General features: G+C 69.5%; 15 protein-coding genes. 8 read left to right on the forward strand and 7 right to left on the reverse strand.

The features are described from left to right. Positions 1-479 precede the first annotated feature (479 nt). The 5 genes from rsgA to AC07FN_RS26505 all read left to right on the forward strand — a co-directional run bounded on the left by rsgA (position 480) and on the right by AC07FN_RS26505 (position 4,766). Positions 480-1,553, forward strand: coding sequence for a ribosome small subunit-dependent GTPase A (gene rsgA, locus AC07FN_RS26485; protein ID WP_478398068.1), 1,074 nt, complete (start codon positions 480-482; stop codon positions 1,551-1,553). A 47-nt stretch (positions 1,554-1,600) separates the two neighbouring features. After that, positions 1,601-2,881: a GNAT family N-acetyltransferase gene (locus AC07FN_RS26490; RefSeq protein ID WP_478398069.1), complete on the forward strand. Its 1,281-nt coding sequence runs from the start codon at positions 1,601-1,603 to the stop codon at positions 2,879-2,881. A gap of 362 nt (positions 2,882-3,243) precedes the next feature. After that, positions 3,244-3,546, forward strand: coding sequence for a hypothetical protein (locus tag AC07FN_RS26495; RefSeq protein WP_478398070.1), 303 nt, complete (start codon positions 3,244-3,246; stop codon positions 3,544-3,546). 36 nt (positions 3,547-3,582) lie between these two features. Next, positions 3,583-4,308, forward strand: a complete 726-nt coding sequence (locus tag AC07FN_RS26500; RefSeq protein WP_478398071.1) for a WXG100 family type VII secretion target — start codon at positions 3,583-3,585, stop codon at positions 4,306-4,308. A gap of 35 nt (positions 4,309-4,343) precedes the next feature. Next, the gene (locus AC07FN_RS26505; protein ID WP_478398072.1) at positions 4,344-4,766 is read left to right on the forward strand and encodes a YbaB/EbfC family nucleoid-associated protein; all 423 of its coding nucleotides are present in this window, start codon (positions 4,344-4,346) and stop codon (positions 4,764-4,766) included. 88 nt (positions 4,767-4,854) lie between these two features. Here the strand turns inward: AC07FN_RS26505 and AC07FN_RS26510 are convergent, their stop codons facing one another. From AC07FN_RS26510 to AC07FN_RS26535, 6 genes are all read right to left on the reverse strand, one after another. Further along, positions 4,855-5,598, reverse strand: a complete 744-nt coding sequence (locus AC07FN_RS26510; RefSeq protein WP_478398073.1) for a succinate dehydrogenase/fumarate reductase iron-sulfur subunit — start codon at positions 5,596-5,598, stop codon at positions 4,855-4,857. Then, positions 5,599-7,497 carry a fumarate reductase/succinate dehydrogenase flavoprotein subunit gene (locus AC07FN_RS26515; RefSeq protein WP_478398074.1) on the reverse strand — a complete coding sequence of 633 codons (1,899 nt, stop codon included), beginning with the start codon at positions 7,495-7,497 and terminating at the stop codon, positions 5,599-5,601. A gap of 88 nt (positions 7,498-7,585) precedes the next feature. Next, on the reverse strand, positions 7,586-8,386 hold the full coding sequence (locus AC07FN_RS26520) for a hypothetical protein (protein ID WP_478398075.1): 801 nt from the start codon (positions 8,384-8,386) through the stop codon (positions 7,586-7,588). Between the two features lie 219 nt (positions 8,387-8,605). Beyond that, complete coding sequence (locus AC07FN_RS26525) at positions 8,606-8,896, reverse strand: hypothetical protein (protein ID WP_358576321.1); 291 nt, start codon at positions 8,894-8,896, stop codon at positions 8,606-8,608. A 186-nt stretch (positions 8,897-9,082) separates the two neighbouring features. After that, positions 9,083-9,241, reverse strand: coding sequence for a hypothetical protein (locus tag AC07FN_RS26530; protein ID WP_452618994.1), 159 nt, complete (start codon positions 9,239-9,241; stop codon positions 9,083-9,085). Continuing rightward, positions 9,238-11,061: a hypothetical protein gene (locus tag AC07FN_RS26535; RefSeq protein ID WP_478398076.1), complete on the reverse strand. Its 1,824-nt coding sequence runs from the start codon at positions 11,059-11,061 to the stop codon at positions 9,238-9,240. Before AC07FN_RS26535 ends, AC07FN_RS26530 begins: the two co-directional genes overlap by 4 nt. Positions 11,062-11,161: 100 nt before the next feature. On the opposite strand from AC07FN_RS26535, the gene AC07FN_RS26540 reads away from it, so the two are divergent. Both AC07FN_RS26540 and AC07FN_RS26545 read left to right on the forward strand, forming a co-directional pair. Further along, complete coding sequence (locus tag AC07FN_RS26540) at positions 11,162-11,542, forward strand: hypothetical protein (RefSeq protein ID WP_478398077.1); 381 nt, start codon at positions 11,162-11,164, stop codon at positions 11,540-11,542. Further along, positions 11,539-12,816, forward strand: coding sequence for a hypothetical protein (locus AC07FN_RS26545; RefSeq protein WP_478398078.1), 1,278 nt, complete (start codon positions 11,539-11,541; stop codon positions 12,814-12,816). The genes AC07FN_RS26540 and AC07FN_RS26545 overlap by 4 nt, the downstream gene beginning before the upstream one ends. A gap of 286 nt (positions 12,817-13,102) precedes the next feature. Here the strand turns inward: AC07FN_RS26545 and AC07FN_RS26550 are convergent, their stop codons facing one another. Next, entirely contained in the window at positions 13,103-13,747 is a 645-nt protein-coding gene (locus tag AC07FN_RS26550; protein WP_478398079.1) for a TetR/AcrR family transcriptional regulator, read from the reverse strand. Between the two features lie 84 nt (positions 13,748-13,831). Between AC07FN_RS26550 and AC07FN_RS26555 the strand changes: the two genes are divergently transcribed. Further along, positions 13,832-14,833, forward strand: a complete 1,002-nt coding sequence (locus AC07FN_RS26555) for an LLM class flavin-dependent oxidoreductase (RefSeq protein WP_478398080.1) — start codon at positions 13,832-13,834, stop codon at positions 14,831-14,833. Positions 14,834-15,014: the final 181 nt, after the last annotated feature.

The raw sequence follows: 15,014 nt of genomic DNA on the forward strand, positions 1-15,014 counted from the left end.
TCTATTGAGGACGGACGGGTTGCCAGAAGAGCGCTCCGAGCAGGGGTTTCGACAAGCGGTCCACCGTTACGCAACGCGGCGGAAGATAATTCCCACAATTCCCAAACGGGAATCACCGCGAATCCTCGTGAATTCCGGGTAACGCGCGGTGAACGGCGGCGGAATAACGGAGAATCGCCCGACCGGTGCGAAGTCGGGCCGCCCCGCCCGCGCCCGGTTGCCGCGGCGATGCGAAAAATCACGTGCTCTCCGGAATCCGGTCCTGCTAGCCTTGGGTTCGTTCGTGCTCGACGACGCAGGTGGGACGGGAGGTGAGATTCAATGGTTGCCCTGGTGATCGCTGCTGCACGCAGCGCCCGGACCGTTCTCACGTCCCGGGTCCCGGTCTGATGCGCCGTCTTCGCTGACAGGTCCGCCCGCGTTGCGGACGCGTCTGCGCGCGCCTCCACCGGGACTCCTATCATCAGGAGTTCCCTCCGTTGTCACACAACACTTCCGCACATCCAGGCGATCTCGCTTCCTTCGGCTGGGACGAGACGCTCGACCGATCCTTCTCGGAGCACCGAGCGGCCGGGCTGATCCCGGCGCGCGTCATCGGCGTCGACCGCGGTAGCTGCGACGTCATCACCGCCGGCGGGCCGATGCGCGTCGGCACGTCCTCGACACCGGCCGATCCGCTCCAGGCTCCGTGCACCGGCGACTGGGCCGCAGTACGCCCGGGCGCAGATCCGCGGCTGGCGGTCCTGCTCCCCCGGCGCAGCGCCATCGTGCGGTCGAGCGCCTCGCGTTCGTCGCACGGGCAGGTGCTGGCGGCCAACGTCGACACCGCGGCGGTGGTCGTTCCAGCAGTGGAGCGGCCGAGTCCCGGCCGGATCGAGCGCCTGCTCGCGCTGGCTTGGGAGAGCGGCGCGGTACCGGTCGTCGTCGCGACCAAGGTGGACCAGGCCGAAGACCCCGAGCGGCTGATCGCCGAGCTCGCGCTGCTGGCGCCCGGTGCCGAGACCATCGCCACCAGCGTCGTCACCGGCGAAGGCATCGACCGGCTCAGCGGCCTGCTGACCGGGACGATCGTGCTGCTCGGCCGGTCCGGGGCGGGCAAGTCCACGTTGGCCAACGCCCTGCTCGGCGCCGACCGGCTGGCCACCGGCGCCGTCAGGGAGCAGGACGGCAAGGGGCGGCACACCACGGTGCGCCGCGAGCTGATCCCGCTGCCCGGCGTTGGGGTGCTCATCGACACCCCCGGTCTGCGCGGCGTCGGGCTGTTCGACGCGGACGAGGGTCTGGAGCGGGTCTTCGCCGAGATCGAGGAACTCGCCCGCGGTTGCCGGTTCGCGGACTGCGGCCACGACACCGAGCCCGGCTGCGCGGTCCAGACCGCGATCGCCGCAGGCGAGCTCAGCGCCCGCCGGCTCGACAGCTACCGCAAGCTCCAGCGGGAGAACGCCTGGGCGGCGTCCCGCGCGGACGCCCGGCTGCGCGCCGAACGCGACGACCGCAAGAAGGCCATCACCCGGCATCTGCGCGCCACCTACCGGTTCCGGGGCAGGAAATGACCGCTGACCGACCGGATCGAACTTCCACGACCACGGAGAGAGCCGCTGTGAACGACAACAGTTCGCACGCCGCGGACCGCGATGCCGTGCGCGACGCGTTCTTCGCGTTGCACCACGGCCTGCCCCGGCAGGGACCCGGATCCGACGCGACCACCCGGCGCCTGCTCGAACTCGCCGCACCACCCGAGGCGCCCCGGGCGCTCGACATCGGCTGCGGGCCGGGACGGGCGTCCCTGCTCCTGGCCGCCGAAGCCGGTGCCCGGGTCACAGCCGTCGACCTGCACCAGCCGTTCCTGGCGGAATTGCGCGCCGCCGCGGAGGCGAGCGGGGTGGGCGATGCGATCGACACCGACGTGCGGACGATGGCGGAATTGCCTTACCCGGACCGGAGTTTCGACCTGGTCTGGGCTGAAGGTTCGGCCTACAACATCGGTTTCGACACCGCGCTGGCGTCCTGGCGGCGACTGCTCGCCCCGGGCGGCGTGCTGGTCGTCACCGAGTGCGAATGGGCGACCGACGATCCGTCTCCCGAAGCCCGGGCGTTCTGGGAATCGCACTACGCGCTGCGCACGACCGAGGCCAACACCGCCGCCGCGATCCGGGCCGGCTACGAGGTGTCCGCGATCTACCACCTGCCGGGGACGGACTGGTTCGACGAGTACTACACCCCGCTGGCCGAGCGCATCGCCGCGGCCGACCTGACCGCGCCCGGGATGCGGGAAGCGGTCGCGGCCACCCGGTCCGAGATCGAAATCCGCCGGGCGCACGGCCGCGACTACCGCTACACCGGCTACGTACTGCGCCCGGATCACGAGGAGAGCACCGAGATGTGGACCACCCGACCGGAGACCGAAGCCGACATCCCCGCGATCCGCGCGGTCAACCTCGACGCCTTCCCGACCGCCTTGGAGGCGGACCTGATCGAGGCGCTGCGCGCGGACCCGGCGTGGATCGACGGGCTGTCCATCGTGGCCGAGGACGCGCACGGTGAGGTGGTCGGCTACTCGCTGCTCACCCGCAGCCACGTCGACGGCTTCCCGGCCCTGACCCTCGGCCCGTGCGCGGTGCTGCAGCGCTACCAGCGCACCGGAGCCGGCTCGGCGACGATCCGGGCCGGGCTGGAAGCAGCGCGCGCGATGGGCGAGAAGCTGGTCCTGGTGCTCGGGCACCCCGAGTACTACCCGCGCTTCGGATTCAGGCGGGCATCGGAGTTTGGGATCGGCCTGACGATCGAGGTCCCGGACGAGGCCATGATGGCCCTCCCGCTCGCCCCGGAAGCCGAGATCCCCACCGGCAAGGTCCAGTACCCGACCCCGTTCGGCATCTGACCGGGGAAAGCTGAACACGACGAGGCCCTGCTCACCTGGCGAGGTGGGCGGGGCTCTCGTCGCGCTCAGTCCTCCTTGCGGCGGAAGAGGCTGAGGATCGGGTCGTAGCGGCGGTCCGCCACCCGCTCCCCGGGTTTCATAGCGCGACGGTGTCCGGCGCGCCGCGACTCCGCAGTCAATGATCACCAGACCCGAACCGCAGTTGATCAGTTTCGCCCGTCCCGGGCAATATGGTCGCCAACCGCCACGGAGGTTGGCGGTAAAGCCATCAGCGGACGCAGCTCCTCCTCGTTGACCAACTCGCCTCGTGCGGCTGGGCGTGGCCACGAGCTTGCGTACCCCAGGAGCATCGGGATGCCGATATGAACGCGTCGAACCTGTGGATCCAGGACATCGAAGAACTGAGATCGCTGGGCACCAAGAACATCCGATTCGTGGGCGAAGACCTGGCGGATGCGGCGGAGAAGGCGAAAAACCTGCGGATTTCCCACGCCGCTTTTGGCGATGAAGAGGTGAGCCAGCTCGTTTCCCGCACTTACGACCACGTTCGCAGCTCGTTGCAGGCTGCTGTCAGCAAGACGAGCGATCAGGTGCGGAAGGTCGCGGATGCGGTGGTCGACATCGCGGACCACCAGGTGAAACTCCAGGAAAAGATCATCAACTAACTCCCTGCCCGGCACCGGCGTCCCGAGGAAACCACGATGACCGACGTTTCAGCGCTGCTCGCATTGACCAATCAGTCCGGACTGCCCCTGCTCACGGCGGCCGCCAACACGGTCGGTGTCAAGGATCCCGCACCGGAAGCGATCAAGCTCCTCTCGCCAGAGCCCGGAGAACTCGAAACCCGGGCCGAAGAGTGGAAGAAAGTCGCCGAGCTCATCGGCGAACACCGCGATGAGCTAGACCGCAACAGCCAACGCGCGATGAGCATGTGGCGTGGCCAGAGCGCGACCGCGTTTCACGACTACCTCACCGAGCTCCTGGAAGTGATCGACAACCAGCGCAGCGCGGCCGAGCAGATCGCGGAAGCGCTCGTCGACATCAAGAAAGCGCTCGAAGACGCGAAGTTCGACACCGGCGAGGCAATCGGCGTCGCAACCATGGGAGTGCTCGGCGCGATCTTCGGCGCCATCGGCGGCGCGGCCGCTGCCAACGCCTTCGCGGCGATCACCGCCGAGGTTTGGGTACCGCTCGTGGTGGCAGCAATCGTCGCTGCGCTCACCACGCTGATCGGCACACTCGTCACGATCGGCGCCAAGCGGAAGAAGAAGCTGCTGGAACTGGAGGCCAAGCTCAAGGAGTTCGGGGAGCTCTCCGAGAAGAAGAGCTTGCAGGATGTATTGCCGCCCGCCTCCCCCGAGTTCGTCGGAGTGAGTCTCGGCTCGATCGACTTCTACTCGGCCAACCAGCAGGGCCGGGCGAAGTAAGTCCGGTCGGCCACCAGCATGCGGAGGAAACGCAGATGAACCACGACGAACAGCGCTTCGGCGAGCACAGCGACCAGATCGCGGCGATCGCCGAGGAGATCCGCAACAAGATCGCCACGGTCCAGGCCTGCGATGGCGAAGTGGAGGTGCGCGCCATGGCGACCGGACACGTCGTCGACCTGACGATATCCCCGCTCGCAATAAGGCGGTACGACGCCGCTGCCTTGTCCGGGCAGCTGCTGGCAGCAATCCAGTCAGCGACGACGGAAGCCGCAAACATGCAGTTGGAAGCGCTGCGCCCCGCTATCGGGGAGGCCCGCAGCTTCCGCCAGTTGTTCGAGCTGGCCGGAAGCACACCGCAGGAACGAGAGTCGGCGAAGCTCCCTTCGAATCGCGAATCCGCAACGCACTCCGAGGATTTCGACGACGACTACGCACAAACGACATACTTGCGTTGAGCGGCTTTCCGGACAGCATGGAGAGGCGAGAGCCTCGTTCGACCGGAAAGTTCCGACGAACGACGCTCTCGCCCCGGAATGGAGGCGCTCAGTCCTTCTTGCGGCGGAAGAGGCTGAGGATCGGGTCGTAGCGGCGGTCCGCCACCCGCTCCTTCAGCGGGATCAGCGCGTTGTCCGTGATCTGGATGTTCTCCGGGCAGACGTCCGTGCAGCACTTCGTGATGTTGCACAGGCCGAGGCCGTGCTCGCCGCGCGCTTCTTCCGGGCGGTTCTCGGCCTCGTCCAGCGGGTGCATCTCCAGCTCCGCCACCCGCATCAGGAAGCGGGGCCCGGAGAACGCCTGCTTGTTGTCGTCGTGGTCGCGGATGACGTGGCAGGTGTTCTGGCACAGGAAGCATTCGATGCACTTGCGGAACTCCTGGGAGCGCTGCACGTCCACCTGCTGCATCCGGTACTCGCCCGGCTCCAGCCCCTCCGGCGGCGCGAACGCCGGCACCTCGCGGGCCTTGGTGTAGTTGTAGGACACGTCGCAGACCAGGTCCTTGATCAGCGGGAACGTCCGCATCGGGGTGACCGTGATCGTCTCGGACCGCTCGAACGTCGACATCCGGGTCATGCACATCAACCGGGGCCGGCCGTTGATCTCCGCCGAGCACGAGCCGCACTTGCCCGCCTTGCAGTTCCACCGCACCGCCATGTCCGGGCACTGGGTGGCCTGCAGCCGGTGGATGATGTCGAGCACGACCTCACCCTCGTTGACCTCGACGGTGTAGTCGCGAAGCGCCCCGTCGGACGGACCGCGCCACACCCGGAAGTGCGCCTGGTAACCCATCTACAGCCCCTTCACCTGGACGTCCGCCAGTTCTTCCTCGGTGTAGTACTTGCGCAGCTCCTCGACCTTGAACAGCGTCAGCAGGTCCTCGCGCATCGGCGCCTGCGGCTGCTCGACGACCTCGATCCGCTCGTGGCCGACGCTGCAGACCAGCAGCGTGCGCCGCCAGTTCGGGTCCATCCCCGGGTGGTCGTCGCGGGTGTGGCCGCCGCGGCTCTCGGTGCGCAGCAGCGCGGCGCGCGCCACGCATTCGCTGACCAGCAGCATGTTCCGCAGGTCGAGGGCCAGGTGCCAGCCCGGGTTGAACTGCCGGTTGCCCTCCACCGCGAGGTGCTCGGCGCGCGCCCGGAGGTCCCGCAGCCGCTCCAGGGCCTGCCGCATCTCCGCGCCCTTGCGGATGATCCCGACCAGGTCGTTCATCGTCTGCTGCAGTTCGGCGTGCAGCGCATAGGGATTCTCCGCGTTCGGCGAGGCCGCGGAGGCGAACGGGTCCTGCGCGCGCCGCGCCGCGGCGTCCACATCGGACTCCGCGATCGCCGGGCGGCCATCGAGACCCGCGATGTACTCGGCGGCGCCCGCACCCGCGCGGCGGCCGAAGACCAGCAGATCGGACAGCGAGTTACCGCCCAGCCGGTTGGAGCCGTGCATCCCGCCGGCCACCTCGCCGGCCGCGAACAGGCCCGGCACCCGGGACGCCGCCGTGTCCGGGTCGACCTCCACGCCGCCCATCACGTAGTGGCAGGTCGGCCCCACCTCCATGGACTCCGCGGTGATGTCCACGTCGGCGAGTTCCTTGAACTGGTGGTACATCGACGGCAGCCGCCGGGTGATCTGCTCCGCGGGCAGCCGGGTCGCCACGTCGAGGAACACCCCGCCGTGCTGCGAGCCGCGGCCCTCCTTCACCTCGTTGTTGATCGCGCGCGCCACCTCGTCGCGCGGCAGCAGCTCCGGCGGGCGGCGGTTGTTGTCCGGGTCGTCGTACCAGCGGTCGGCCTCGGCCTCGTTGTCCGCGTAGTTGTCCTTGAAGACCTCGGGGATGTAGTCGAACATGAACCGGCGGCCCTCGGAGTTGCGCAGCACTCCGCCATCGCCGCGCACCGATTCGGTGACCAGGATGCCCTTCACGCTCGGCGGCCAGACCATGCCCGTCGGGTGGAACTGCACGAACTCCATGTTGATCAGCGACGCCCCGGCCCGCAGCGCCAACGCGTTCCCGTCGCCGGTGTACTCCCAGGAGTTCGAGGTCACCTTGAACGACTTGCCGATGCCGCCGGTGGCGAGGATGACCACCGGCGCCTGGAACAGCACGAACCGGCCGGACTCCCGCCAGTACCCGAAGGCCCCGGAGATCCGCGCGGAATCCTTCAGCAGCTCGGTGACCGTGCACTCCTGGAAGACCTTGATGCGGGCCTCGTAGTCGCCGTGCTCGGCGTGGTCCTCCTGCTGCAGCGACACGATCTTCTGCTGCAGCGTGCGGATCAGCTCCAGGCCGGTGCGGTCGCCGACGTGCGCCAGCCGCGGGTACTCGTGGCCGCCGAAGTTGCGCTGGCTGATCCGGCCGTCCGGGGTGCGGTCGAACAGCGCGCCGTAGGTCTCCAGCTCCCAGACCCGCTGCGGCGCCTCCTTGGCGTGCAGCTCCGCCATCCGCCAGTTGTTCAGGAACTTCCCGCCGCGCATGGTGTCGCGGAAGTGCACCTGCCAGTCGTCGCGGGAGTTGACGTTGCCCATCGAGGCGGCGATGCCGCCCTCGGCCATCACGGTGTGCGCCTTGCCGAACAACGACTTGCACACCACGGCCGTGCGCAAGCCCTGGGAGCGCGCCTCGATCGCCGCGCGCAGACCCGCGCCGCCGGCGCCGATCACGACGACGTCGTACTCGTGCCGTTCGATCTCCACCATCGACTTCCTTCTGCTTCACAAGCGGCGGCAGCCGCTTGCGGTGTGGGACTCGGCTTGCACCGCCGCGGGTTCTCCCGGGCGGTGCAAGCTAGTTGAACAATCTGGGGTCCGGGAACGCGCCGCTGGCGACCAGCAGCACGTAGAGGTCGACCAGGGCCACCGACACCAGCGACGACCAGGCCAGCAGCATGTGCTTGCCGTTGAGCCAGGTCACCTTGGTCCAGAACCAGTAGCGCACCGGGTGTTTGGAGAAGTGGTTGAGGCGGCCGCCGATCAGGTGCCGGCAGGAGTGGCAGGACAGCGTGTACGACCACAGCAGCACCACGTTGGCCACCATCAACAGCGTGCCCAGCCCGATGCCGAAGCCGCCGTCGGCGCCCCGGAAGGCGATCACCGTGTCGTAGGTGAGCACCGCGGCGACGACCAGCGCCGCGTAGAAGAAGTAGCGGTGCACGTTCTGCATGATCAACGGGAACCGGGTCTCGCCGGAGTAGCGGCGGTGCGGTTCGGAGACCGCGCAGGCCGGCGGCGACGCCCAGAACGACCGGTAGTAGGCCTTCCGGTAGTAGTAGCAGGTCAGCCGGAAGCCGAGGACGAACGGCAGCACGAAGATCGGCGGCGGCACGAACGGCCCCAGGTCCGGCGCCGGCTGCCCCCAGTGGCTGGAGCCGGGCACGCAGGCCGTGGACAGGCAGGGCGAGTAGAACGGCGCCAGGTAGTGGTACTCGGGAACCCAGTACCACTGGTTCATGAAGGTGCGGATCAGGCCGTAGACCACAAAGGCCAGCAGCCCGAGGAAGGTGACCAGTGGCGGCAGCCACCACCGGTCGGTGCGCAGGGTTCGCACGGAGATCCGTGCCCGGCCTGAGGCGGAAGGTGGTGCGGACATTCGCAGACCTCGTTGTCTAGATTCGTCCGGCGGTGCTCACCTGAGGTCGCTCATTGTGGATCAACGGCCTCGACCCAGGTAGTCCCCCAACCGGCGCAACCCGGTGGTGGCCTTCCCCCGATCAAGCGAGATGCGGGGGAGCTCCTCCCCCGCATCCGGGCCGGTCCACTGCGGACAGGCGAGCGGTGCCGACTGGCGGCGTGCAGTGCCTGCGGCGGCCTAGTGCGGGGCCCGCCCGCCCAGCCCCTCGTCGTCGGCGTCGCGCCACAGCGACGGGTCGTAGGGGGTGTCGGGCACGATCACCACGTCCTCGGCGGACTCGGTGCTGCGCCGCTGCGTGGGCATGGTGCCGGAGAGTTCGGCGATGTCTATGTCCAGTCGCTCCACATCGTTGTGGATCCGGCGCACAGCCGGGGCGTCGCCGTAGCGCGACCGCAGCGCGCCGACGCTGCTGCGGAGCTGCGCCAGGACGCGCTGGAGATCGGCCAGTTCGGTCGTCGTCGAGGCCATGGGCGAACACCTCTTCCGCCTAGCGGGGCCAGTACCGCACCGACTCTGCCCCCAACGACGGAATGTGACAAGTGCCACACTGTAGATCTTGCTCGAATTCCCCCACCGGGGTCAGGCGACCTCAAACTCGTGAGCGCTTTGGGGCGCAATGGCACCCCAAAGCATTCACGAGCCCCCTCGCCGAGATCAGGTGTCCTGGTCTTCGTCCTCTCGAGGGTTCTTGCGGCGGTCTCGGTAGACGATCACCGCTACCACCGCCACCACCGCGAACGTCGGGACGAAGAACGGGACCGCCGTGATGATCGGGTGGCTCGCCAGGACCAGGTCCGCCGACGCCGACGTCATGCCGTGCCGTCCGCGAGCCGGGCGACCCGGACCGCTCCGTGCTTGGCCCGGCGGGCCGTCGGCGGGCCCGAGATCGCGCGCGAGACCCGCTGCGCTCCCCAGCCCAGCGACACCACCAGCGCCACCGAGCACGCCAGCACCACCAGCGACGCGCTGACCCACAGCCACGGCGGGATGCCCAGCTGCGTCTCGCGCTGCAGCACCTGCCATTCCGGTTGGCCGTCGCGGGTGAACTGCGGTTCCGCGACCAGTTCGGGCAGCCCCAGCGCCGCGTCGGCCGGCATGTGGATCGGGAACGCGAGCATCGCGCGGCCGTCGTGCAACCGCAGCAGGGTCTTGCCCGTCCCGTCGACCGGCACCGGGTCGGCGGTCCGGTAGTGGCCGTCGCCGATCCGCCCCAGGTGGTCGACCTGCAGCGTGCCGCCCTGCCAGCTGGTCACCGCCAGCCACGTCGGGTCCTGGGCGATCGCGGGCGGATCCAGCCGCACGTCCGCCTGGCCGGTCCGCTGGTCCAGCGCCATCGTCGCGCGCACTCCCGCGGGCGCGGTGCCGATCAGCCCGTTGGTGACGCCCAGCGCGATCGCCAGCAGGGCGCCGCCGAACACCGCTCGCCGCACCGGCAGGCTCGGCAGCTCGCCGCGCAGGGCGCACACGAGCAACGCCCCGAGCAGGCCGTCGCTGACGCCGCCGACGACGGCCATGAGCACGCCCTCCAGCAGCATGTCCGGCGTCCACGGCATCACGAAGGCGAACTGCGTCCACACGTATTCGCTGGCGAACCCGATCGTGCCGATGAGCAGGCCGGCCACCGTGCCCAGCGCCAGCGGCCTGCGCAGCAGGGCGACCGCCGCGACCTCCACGCACAGCGCCTCGACGACGTACAGCGGGACGGCCGCGAACAGCTCACCGATCACCGGGCCGACCAGGACCGAGACGCCGCCGCGGATCAGGACGTAGAAGCCGACCGCGAACAGCGCGCCGCCCCGCCCGACCCACATGCGGGCGACCACCAGCGCGCACCCGGCGGCGACGGCGATCAGCAGCGGCTGGTGCACCAGCCGGAACTGCGGGACGCCGAAGTCGAACTCGGCTTGGAAGACCGACAGCCCCGCGAGCATCCCGCCGCCGATCATGCCGCGCCGCACGTAGCAGGCGAGCATCGTCTCGGCCCGGCCGGTGCGGACGAACCGGCCCTCGCGCTCCAGCAGGGCGAGGGCGATCAGCGACAGGCCCGCGCCGCCGATGAGCATCAGGTGCGTCGGACCCCAGAGCGTGACGTCCTGGCCGAAGATGCGGTGCCAGACGTCGTCGAGCGGGAAGCCCAGCAGCGCGTAGAAACCCGCGCCGACCAACAGGATTCCGCTGGTCGGCGCGTACCAGTCGCGGGTGATCCGCACCGCCGCGCGACCGGGGCGCTCGCCCAGCGGCAGCACCATCGCCAGCATGCCTGCGGCGAACAGGCCGAACAGGCCGAACAGGATCGGGTAGTGGGCGATGTTCGCCAGCGGCCCCTCGTCGCGGCCCTGCGTGATGTGCAGCGAGATGTCCCAGTACATGCCCAGCAGCGCGAGCACCAGCGAGCCGAATGCGAGCTGCATCGGCAGCGCCGCCCAGCCTGGCAGCCCGCGGAGGAACCAGGAGTGCTCGGAGCGCTCGGCGAGCCGCGCGAGCAGCTTGGTGCGACCGGTGCGGTGACCGTAGCCGAGCAGGAGCAGGAGCGCGGTGAGCAGCGTCGCGCTTCCCGAGGCGATCAGGATCTGGTCCAAGGCGGCCCCACCGGCCGGGCGGGTGTCCGGCAGCTGCTGCATGAGCGAGGTCATGGCAGTAGTGGAACACGCAGACCTAGACAATGTCACGCCCTAATGTGACATTGACTGTTGTCACGATCTGGACTTCACCTGAGCGGCCTATGGAGGATTCATGACGACCGCGCGAGGCTTCGGATTCGCCCTGCTGGCCGGCGCCGCACTGCTGTCGGCCTGCACGGCGCCTCCCGCCGCCGAACCGCCCGCGCCGCAGGCCGAGTCCCCGGCGGCGAGCGTGGTCTCGGCGGAATTCGAGGTCGTCGACGGCCAGGTGCGCGGCCCGTCGGAACGGCTCCAGGCGCCGCTCGGCGGCCTGGTCCGGCTCACCGTCCGAAGCGACGAAGCGGACGAACTGCACGTGCACGGATACGGCAAGTCCGCGCAGCTCCGCCCCGGCGAGCCGGCGACCGTCGAGTTCCGCGTGGACATCCCCGGCGTGTTCGAGATCGAGCTGCACCATTCCGGCTCGGCGCTGCCCAGCCTGGTGGTGCGGTGAACTTCCTGGCCCACGGGCTCGGCGGCCGCACCGACCTGCCGCTCAACGGCGTCGCGGCGATCATCGGCGGCGGCATCGCGGTGGCGATCTCGTTCGCGGCGCTGGCGAAACTCTGGTCGCGGCCGTGGCTGAACTCCGACGCCGGGCGGCCGCTGCCCTTCCTGCGCTTCGTCGACTCGCCTGGACTTCGTTGGGCGGCAAGGATTCTGACGCTCGCGCTGGCCGTTCTCGTGGTGGCCGTGGCGTTCCTCGGTCCGCCGGAGACGGAGCAGAACCTCGCGCCCTGGGCGCTGTACGTGACGTTCTGGGTCGGCCTGGTGCCGCTCAGCGCGCTGTTCGGTCCGGTGTGGCGGATCGTCAATCCACTGCGGACGCTGCATTCGTGCCTATCCGTCGTGAGCGGCAATGGTCGTCATGGCGACCATTGCCACTCACGACTGGGGTACTGGCCCGCCGCGGTGTGGCTGGGCGCCTTCGTGTGGCTGGAACTGGTCCTGCCGGCGCGATCCGATCCGCGCGTGGTCGGCGGCGTGATCGTCGGCTACGCGGTGGTGAACCTCGTCGCAGCGCGGGTTTTCGGGTCGGGCTGGTTCGCGCGCGGCGACGGCTTCGAGGTGTACGCGACGCTGATCGCGCGGCTGTGCCCCATCGGCCGTCGCAGCGATGGCGCGCTGATCCTGCGCAATCCCCTGGCCGGACTGGTGCGCACCGACGACGAGCCGGGCCTGGCGGCGGTGGCGTGCGTGCTCATCGGCGCCACCGGGTTCGACGGCCTGACCAGGACGACCTTCTGGCAGTCCGGCGGCGTCCTCGGCGACACGCTCGGCCTGCTCGGCTCGATCGCCGCCGTCTCGGCGCTCTACGCGATCGCGATGCGGCTCAGCGCCCTGGTCTCGCCCGCGCGCGGGCTTCCCGGGCTGTTCGCGCCGACGCTGCTGCCGATCGCGCTCGGCTACGCCATCGCGCACTACTTCTCGTTCTTCCTGCTGGAAGGGCAGACGACGCTGATCCTGGCCGGCGACCCGTTCGGCACCGGGCTGGACCTGTTCGGCACCCGCGACCACGCCATCGACTACCGGCTGGTGTCGCCGGAACTGGCGGCGATGGTGCAGATCAACGCGATCGTGCTCGGCCACATCGCCGGCACCGCCGCGGCCCACGACCAAGCCCTCCGCCTGTTCCCGCCGAAGCAGGCCCGCCGCGGCCAGCTCCCGGTGCTGATCGCGATGGTCCTGCTCACCTGCACCGGCCTGCTGCTCCTCCTGTCCGGCTGACGTTCCACTGTGGATTTCGCGAGCGATCCGCACGAGCGAGGAACCGGAGACGAACGCAATCGCGGCATGAGCTGGTGGAGATCTCCCGCAGTAGCCTCGACGGTGCTGTTGCTCGCGGCAAGAAGGTCGTCGACGTCCAGATCTACTGGTGACCGAATGGTCCACTGTGGCCGATCGCCGCGTTCTGCCGCAATTTCAATGGAAATTGCGGGTCCGATTTCCATTGAAATTGCGGCAAACGGAAGGTGGTTTCCGTGACGTGGAATGGTGGCGAGCGGATCGCGGCTCAGGACGCGATCGCGGCGAGGCCGGCGAGCAGGGGTTCCAGGCCTAGGTCGAACTGCTCGTCCAGGCCGTGGTTCCGGGTTTCCCGCGCCGCCGCCACCACGTGCGGGAACTCGGCCTCCGGCAGGGCCGCCATCGGCGAGTCCCCTCCCGAGTCCGCCTTGTCGACCAGGTCGAGCTGGGCGAATCCGATGGCATAGCTGAAGACCAGGCGCGAGCCGCCGACCATCGCCGCCCCGCGCAGGCCCGCGTCGTGCAACGCGGTCATGACGGCATCCGGCAGGCGCAGCGCCACCGGGTCGCTGTACTCCCGCAGCGCCAGCAACGGCGTTGCGTTGGGATGCCGGAAGACCAGCGCGCGGATGCCGTGCGCCAGCGCCGCGATCCGCTCCTGCCAGGGCAGCGCCGCGTCCGGCAGTTCGACCGCGGCGAGCAGGCGCTCGATGACCAGTCGTTCCAGCTCCGAGCGGTCCGTCACGTGGTGGTACAGGCTCATCTTGCCGACGCCGAGGCACTCGGCGACCGCTCGCATGGACAGCCCGTCGTGACCCGATTCGTCGAGCACCTCCAGCGCGCCCGCCACGACCGCGTCGCGGGTCAGCTTCGGCGGCCGCCCGCGCCGCCTCGGGGCATCCGGCGTGGTCACGAACCCAACCTAACGCACCTCCTCGACCGGGCCGACACCAGCTGCTAGATTTTTCGTCTATCCGACGAAAAATAGGAGGGGCGGATGCGCACCAAGTACGGGCTGGTCCTGTTCACCGACTCGTTCGGGAGCGGGGCGAGCGGCCGCGAGGTCTTCGAGTGGTCGCTGGAATACGTCCGCGAGGCCGAACGGCACGGCTGGCACGAGGCCTGGACGACCGAGCACCACTTCAACTCCCGGGCCCAGAACCCGTCGGCCCTGGCGATGGCGGCCTTCCTGCTGGGCCGCACGAACCTCGGTGTCGGCACCGCGGTCTGCGTGCTGCCCAACCACCACCCGCTCGCCCTCGCCGAGCAGGCCTCCGCGCTCCAGCACCTCTCCGGCGACCGGTTCACGCTCGGCGTCGGGCGCGGACAACCGCTGGTGGACCTGGAGATATTCGGCACCGGCCTGGAGGGCTTCCGCGACATCGACGAATCCGTGGCCCTGCTCGACGAGGCGTTGCGGCAGGGGCGCGCGAAGGGCGGCGGCGAGCGGTACCGCTTCGACGAGGTGCGGATCGTGCCGGCACCGGAAACGTCCCGCGCGCCGTTCGTGCTGGCCTCGTCATCGCCGGAATCCGCGCGATCGGCCGCGCGCCACGGGCTTCCGGTGCTGCTCAGCCCGTTCATCGACGTGGCAGCGAAGCGCGCGGTGCTGGACGCGCACGCCGCGGCGGCGGCCGAATCCGGCCACCGGCTGGACCCGCTGGACAACATCGACTCGGCGTACTTCGCCATCGCCGACGAAACCCCGACCGCGAGGCGGCTGCTGGCGAACGGGATCGCCGAGCTGAACCTGCAGATCTCCCGCGAGGCCGTGCCGCTGGTCGAGCGTCCGGCGCCGACCGCCGCGCAGGCGTTCGACGAGGCCGCCGCGCTGACCGACTGCCACATCGCGGGCGACGTGGCGGAATGCCGCAGGCAGCTGGCCGACCGGGTCGCGACCCTCGGCGTCGGGCGCGTCCTCCTGATGCCCGAAGGCGCCGGGTCCCGCGAAGCCGCGCTGCGCACGATCCGCGAAGCGGAGAAGGTCTTCGCGGACTAGGGACTTGCTCCGGGAACGCCCGGGCCGAGGGCCCCCGGTGGAGATTTCGCGCGAAACCGGCGCACGTGCACATTGTGAAACGGTCTCTAGTGTCGTGAGTCGTTGATTCATTGTCAGGTTGTTAGGGTGTGGTATGGGCGATGGTCGTGGACCGAAACTGGCCTTGCTGGAACTGAGCCAG

It is taken from the genome of Saccharopolyspora sp. NPDC045941 (assembly GCF_056431445.1).

Bases quoted from the DNA above. Each gene is read 5' to 3' on its own strand.
- AC07FN_RS26515 (WP_478398074.1), bottom strand. From the start codon at position 7,497: ATGGTGGAGATCGAACGGCACGAGTACGACGTCGTCGTGATCGGCGCC.
- AC07FN_RS26495 (WP_478398070.1), top strand. From the start codon at position 3,244: ATGAACGCGTCGAACCTGTGGATCCAGGACATCGAAGAACTGAGATCG.
- AC07FN_RS26510 (WP_478398073.1), bottom strand. From the start codon at position 5,598: ATGGGTTACCAGGCGCACTTCCGGGTGTGGCGCGGTCCGTCCGACGGG.
- AC07FN_RS26540 (WP_478398077.1), top strand. From the start codon at position 11,162: ATGACGACCGCGCGAGGCTTCGGATTCGCCCTGCTGGCCGGCGCCGCA.
- AC07FN_RS26505 (WP_478398072.1), top strand. From the start codon at position 4,344: ATGAACCACGACGAACAGCGCTTCGGCGAGCACAGCGACCAGATCGCG.
- AC07FN_RS26525 (WP_358576321.1), bottom strand. From the start codon at position 8,896: ATGGCCTCGACGACGACCGAACTGGCCGATCTCCAGCGCGTCCTGGCG.
- AC07FN_RS26535 (WP_478398076.1), bottom strand. From the start codon at position 11,061: ATGACCTCGCTCATGCAGCAGCTGCCGGACACCCGCCCGGCCGGTGGG.
- AC07FN_RS26530 (WP_452618994.1), bottom strand. From the start codon at position 9,241: ATGACGTCGGCGTCGGCGGACCTGGTCCTGGCGAGCCACCCGATCATC.
- AC07FN_RS26520 (WP_478398075.1), bottom strand. From the start codon at position 8,386: ATGTCCGCACCACCTTCCGCCTCAGGCCGGGCACGGATCTCCGTGCGA.
- AC07FN_RS26555 (WP_478398080.1), top strand. From the start codon at position 13,832: ATGCGCACCAAGTACGGGCTGGTCCTGTTCACCGACTCGTTCGGGAGC.
- AC07FN_RS26500 (WP_478398071.1), top strand. From the start codon at position 3,583: ATGACCGACGTTTCAGCGCTGCTCGCATTGACCAATCAGTCCGGACTG.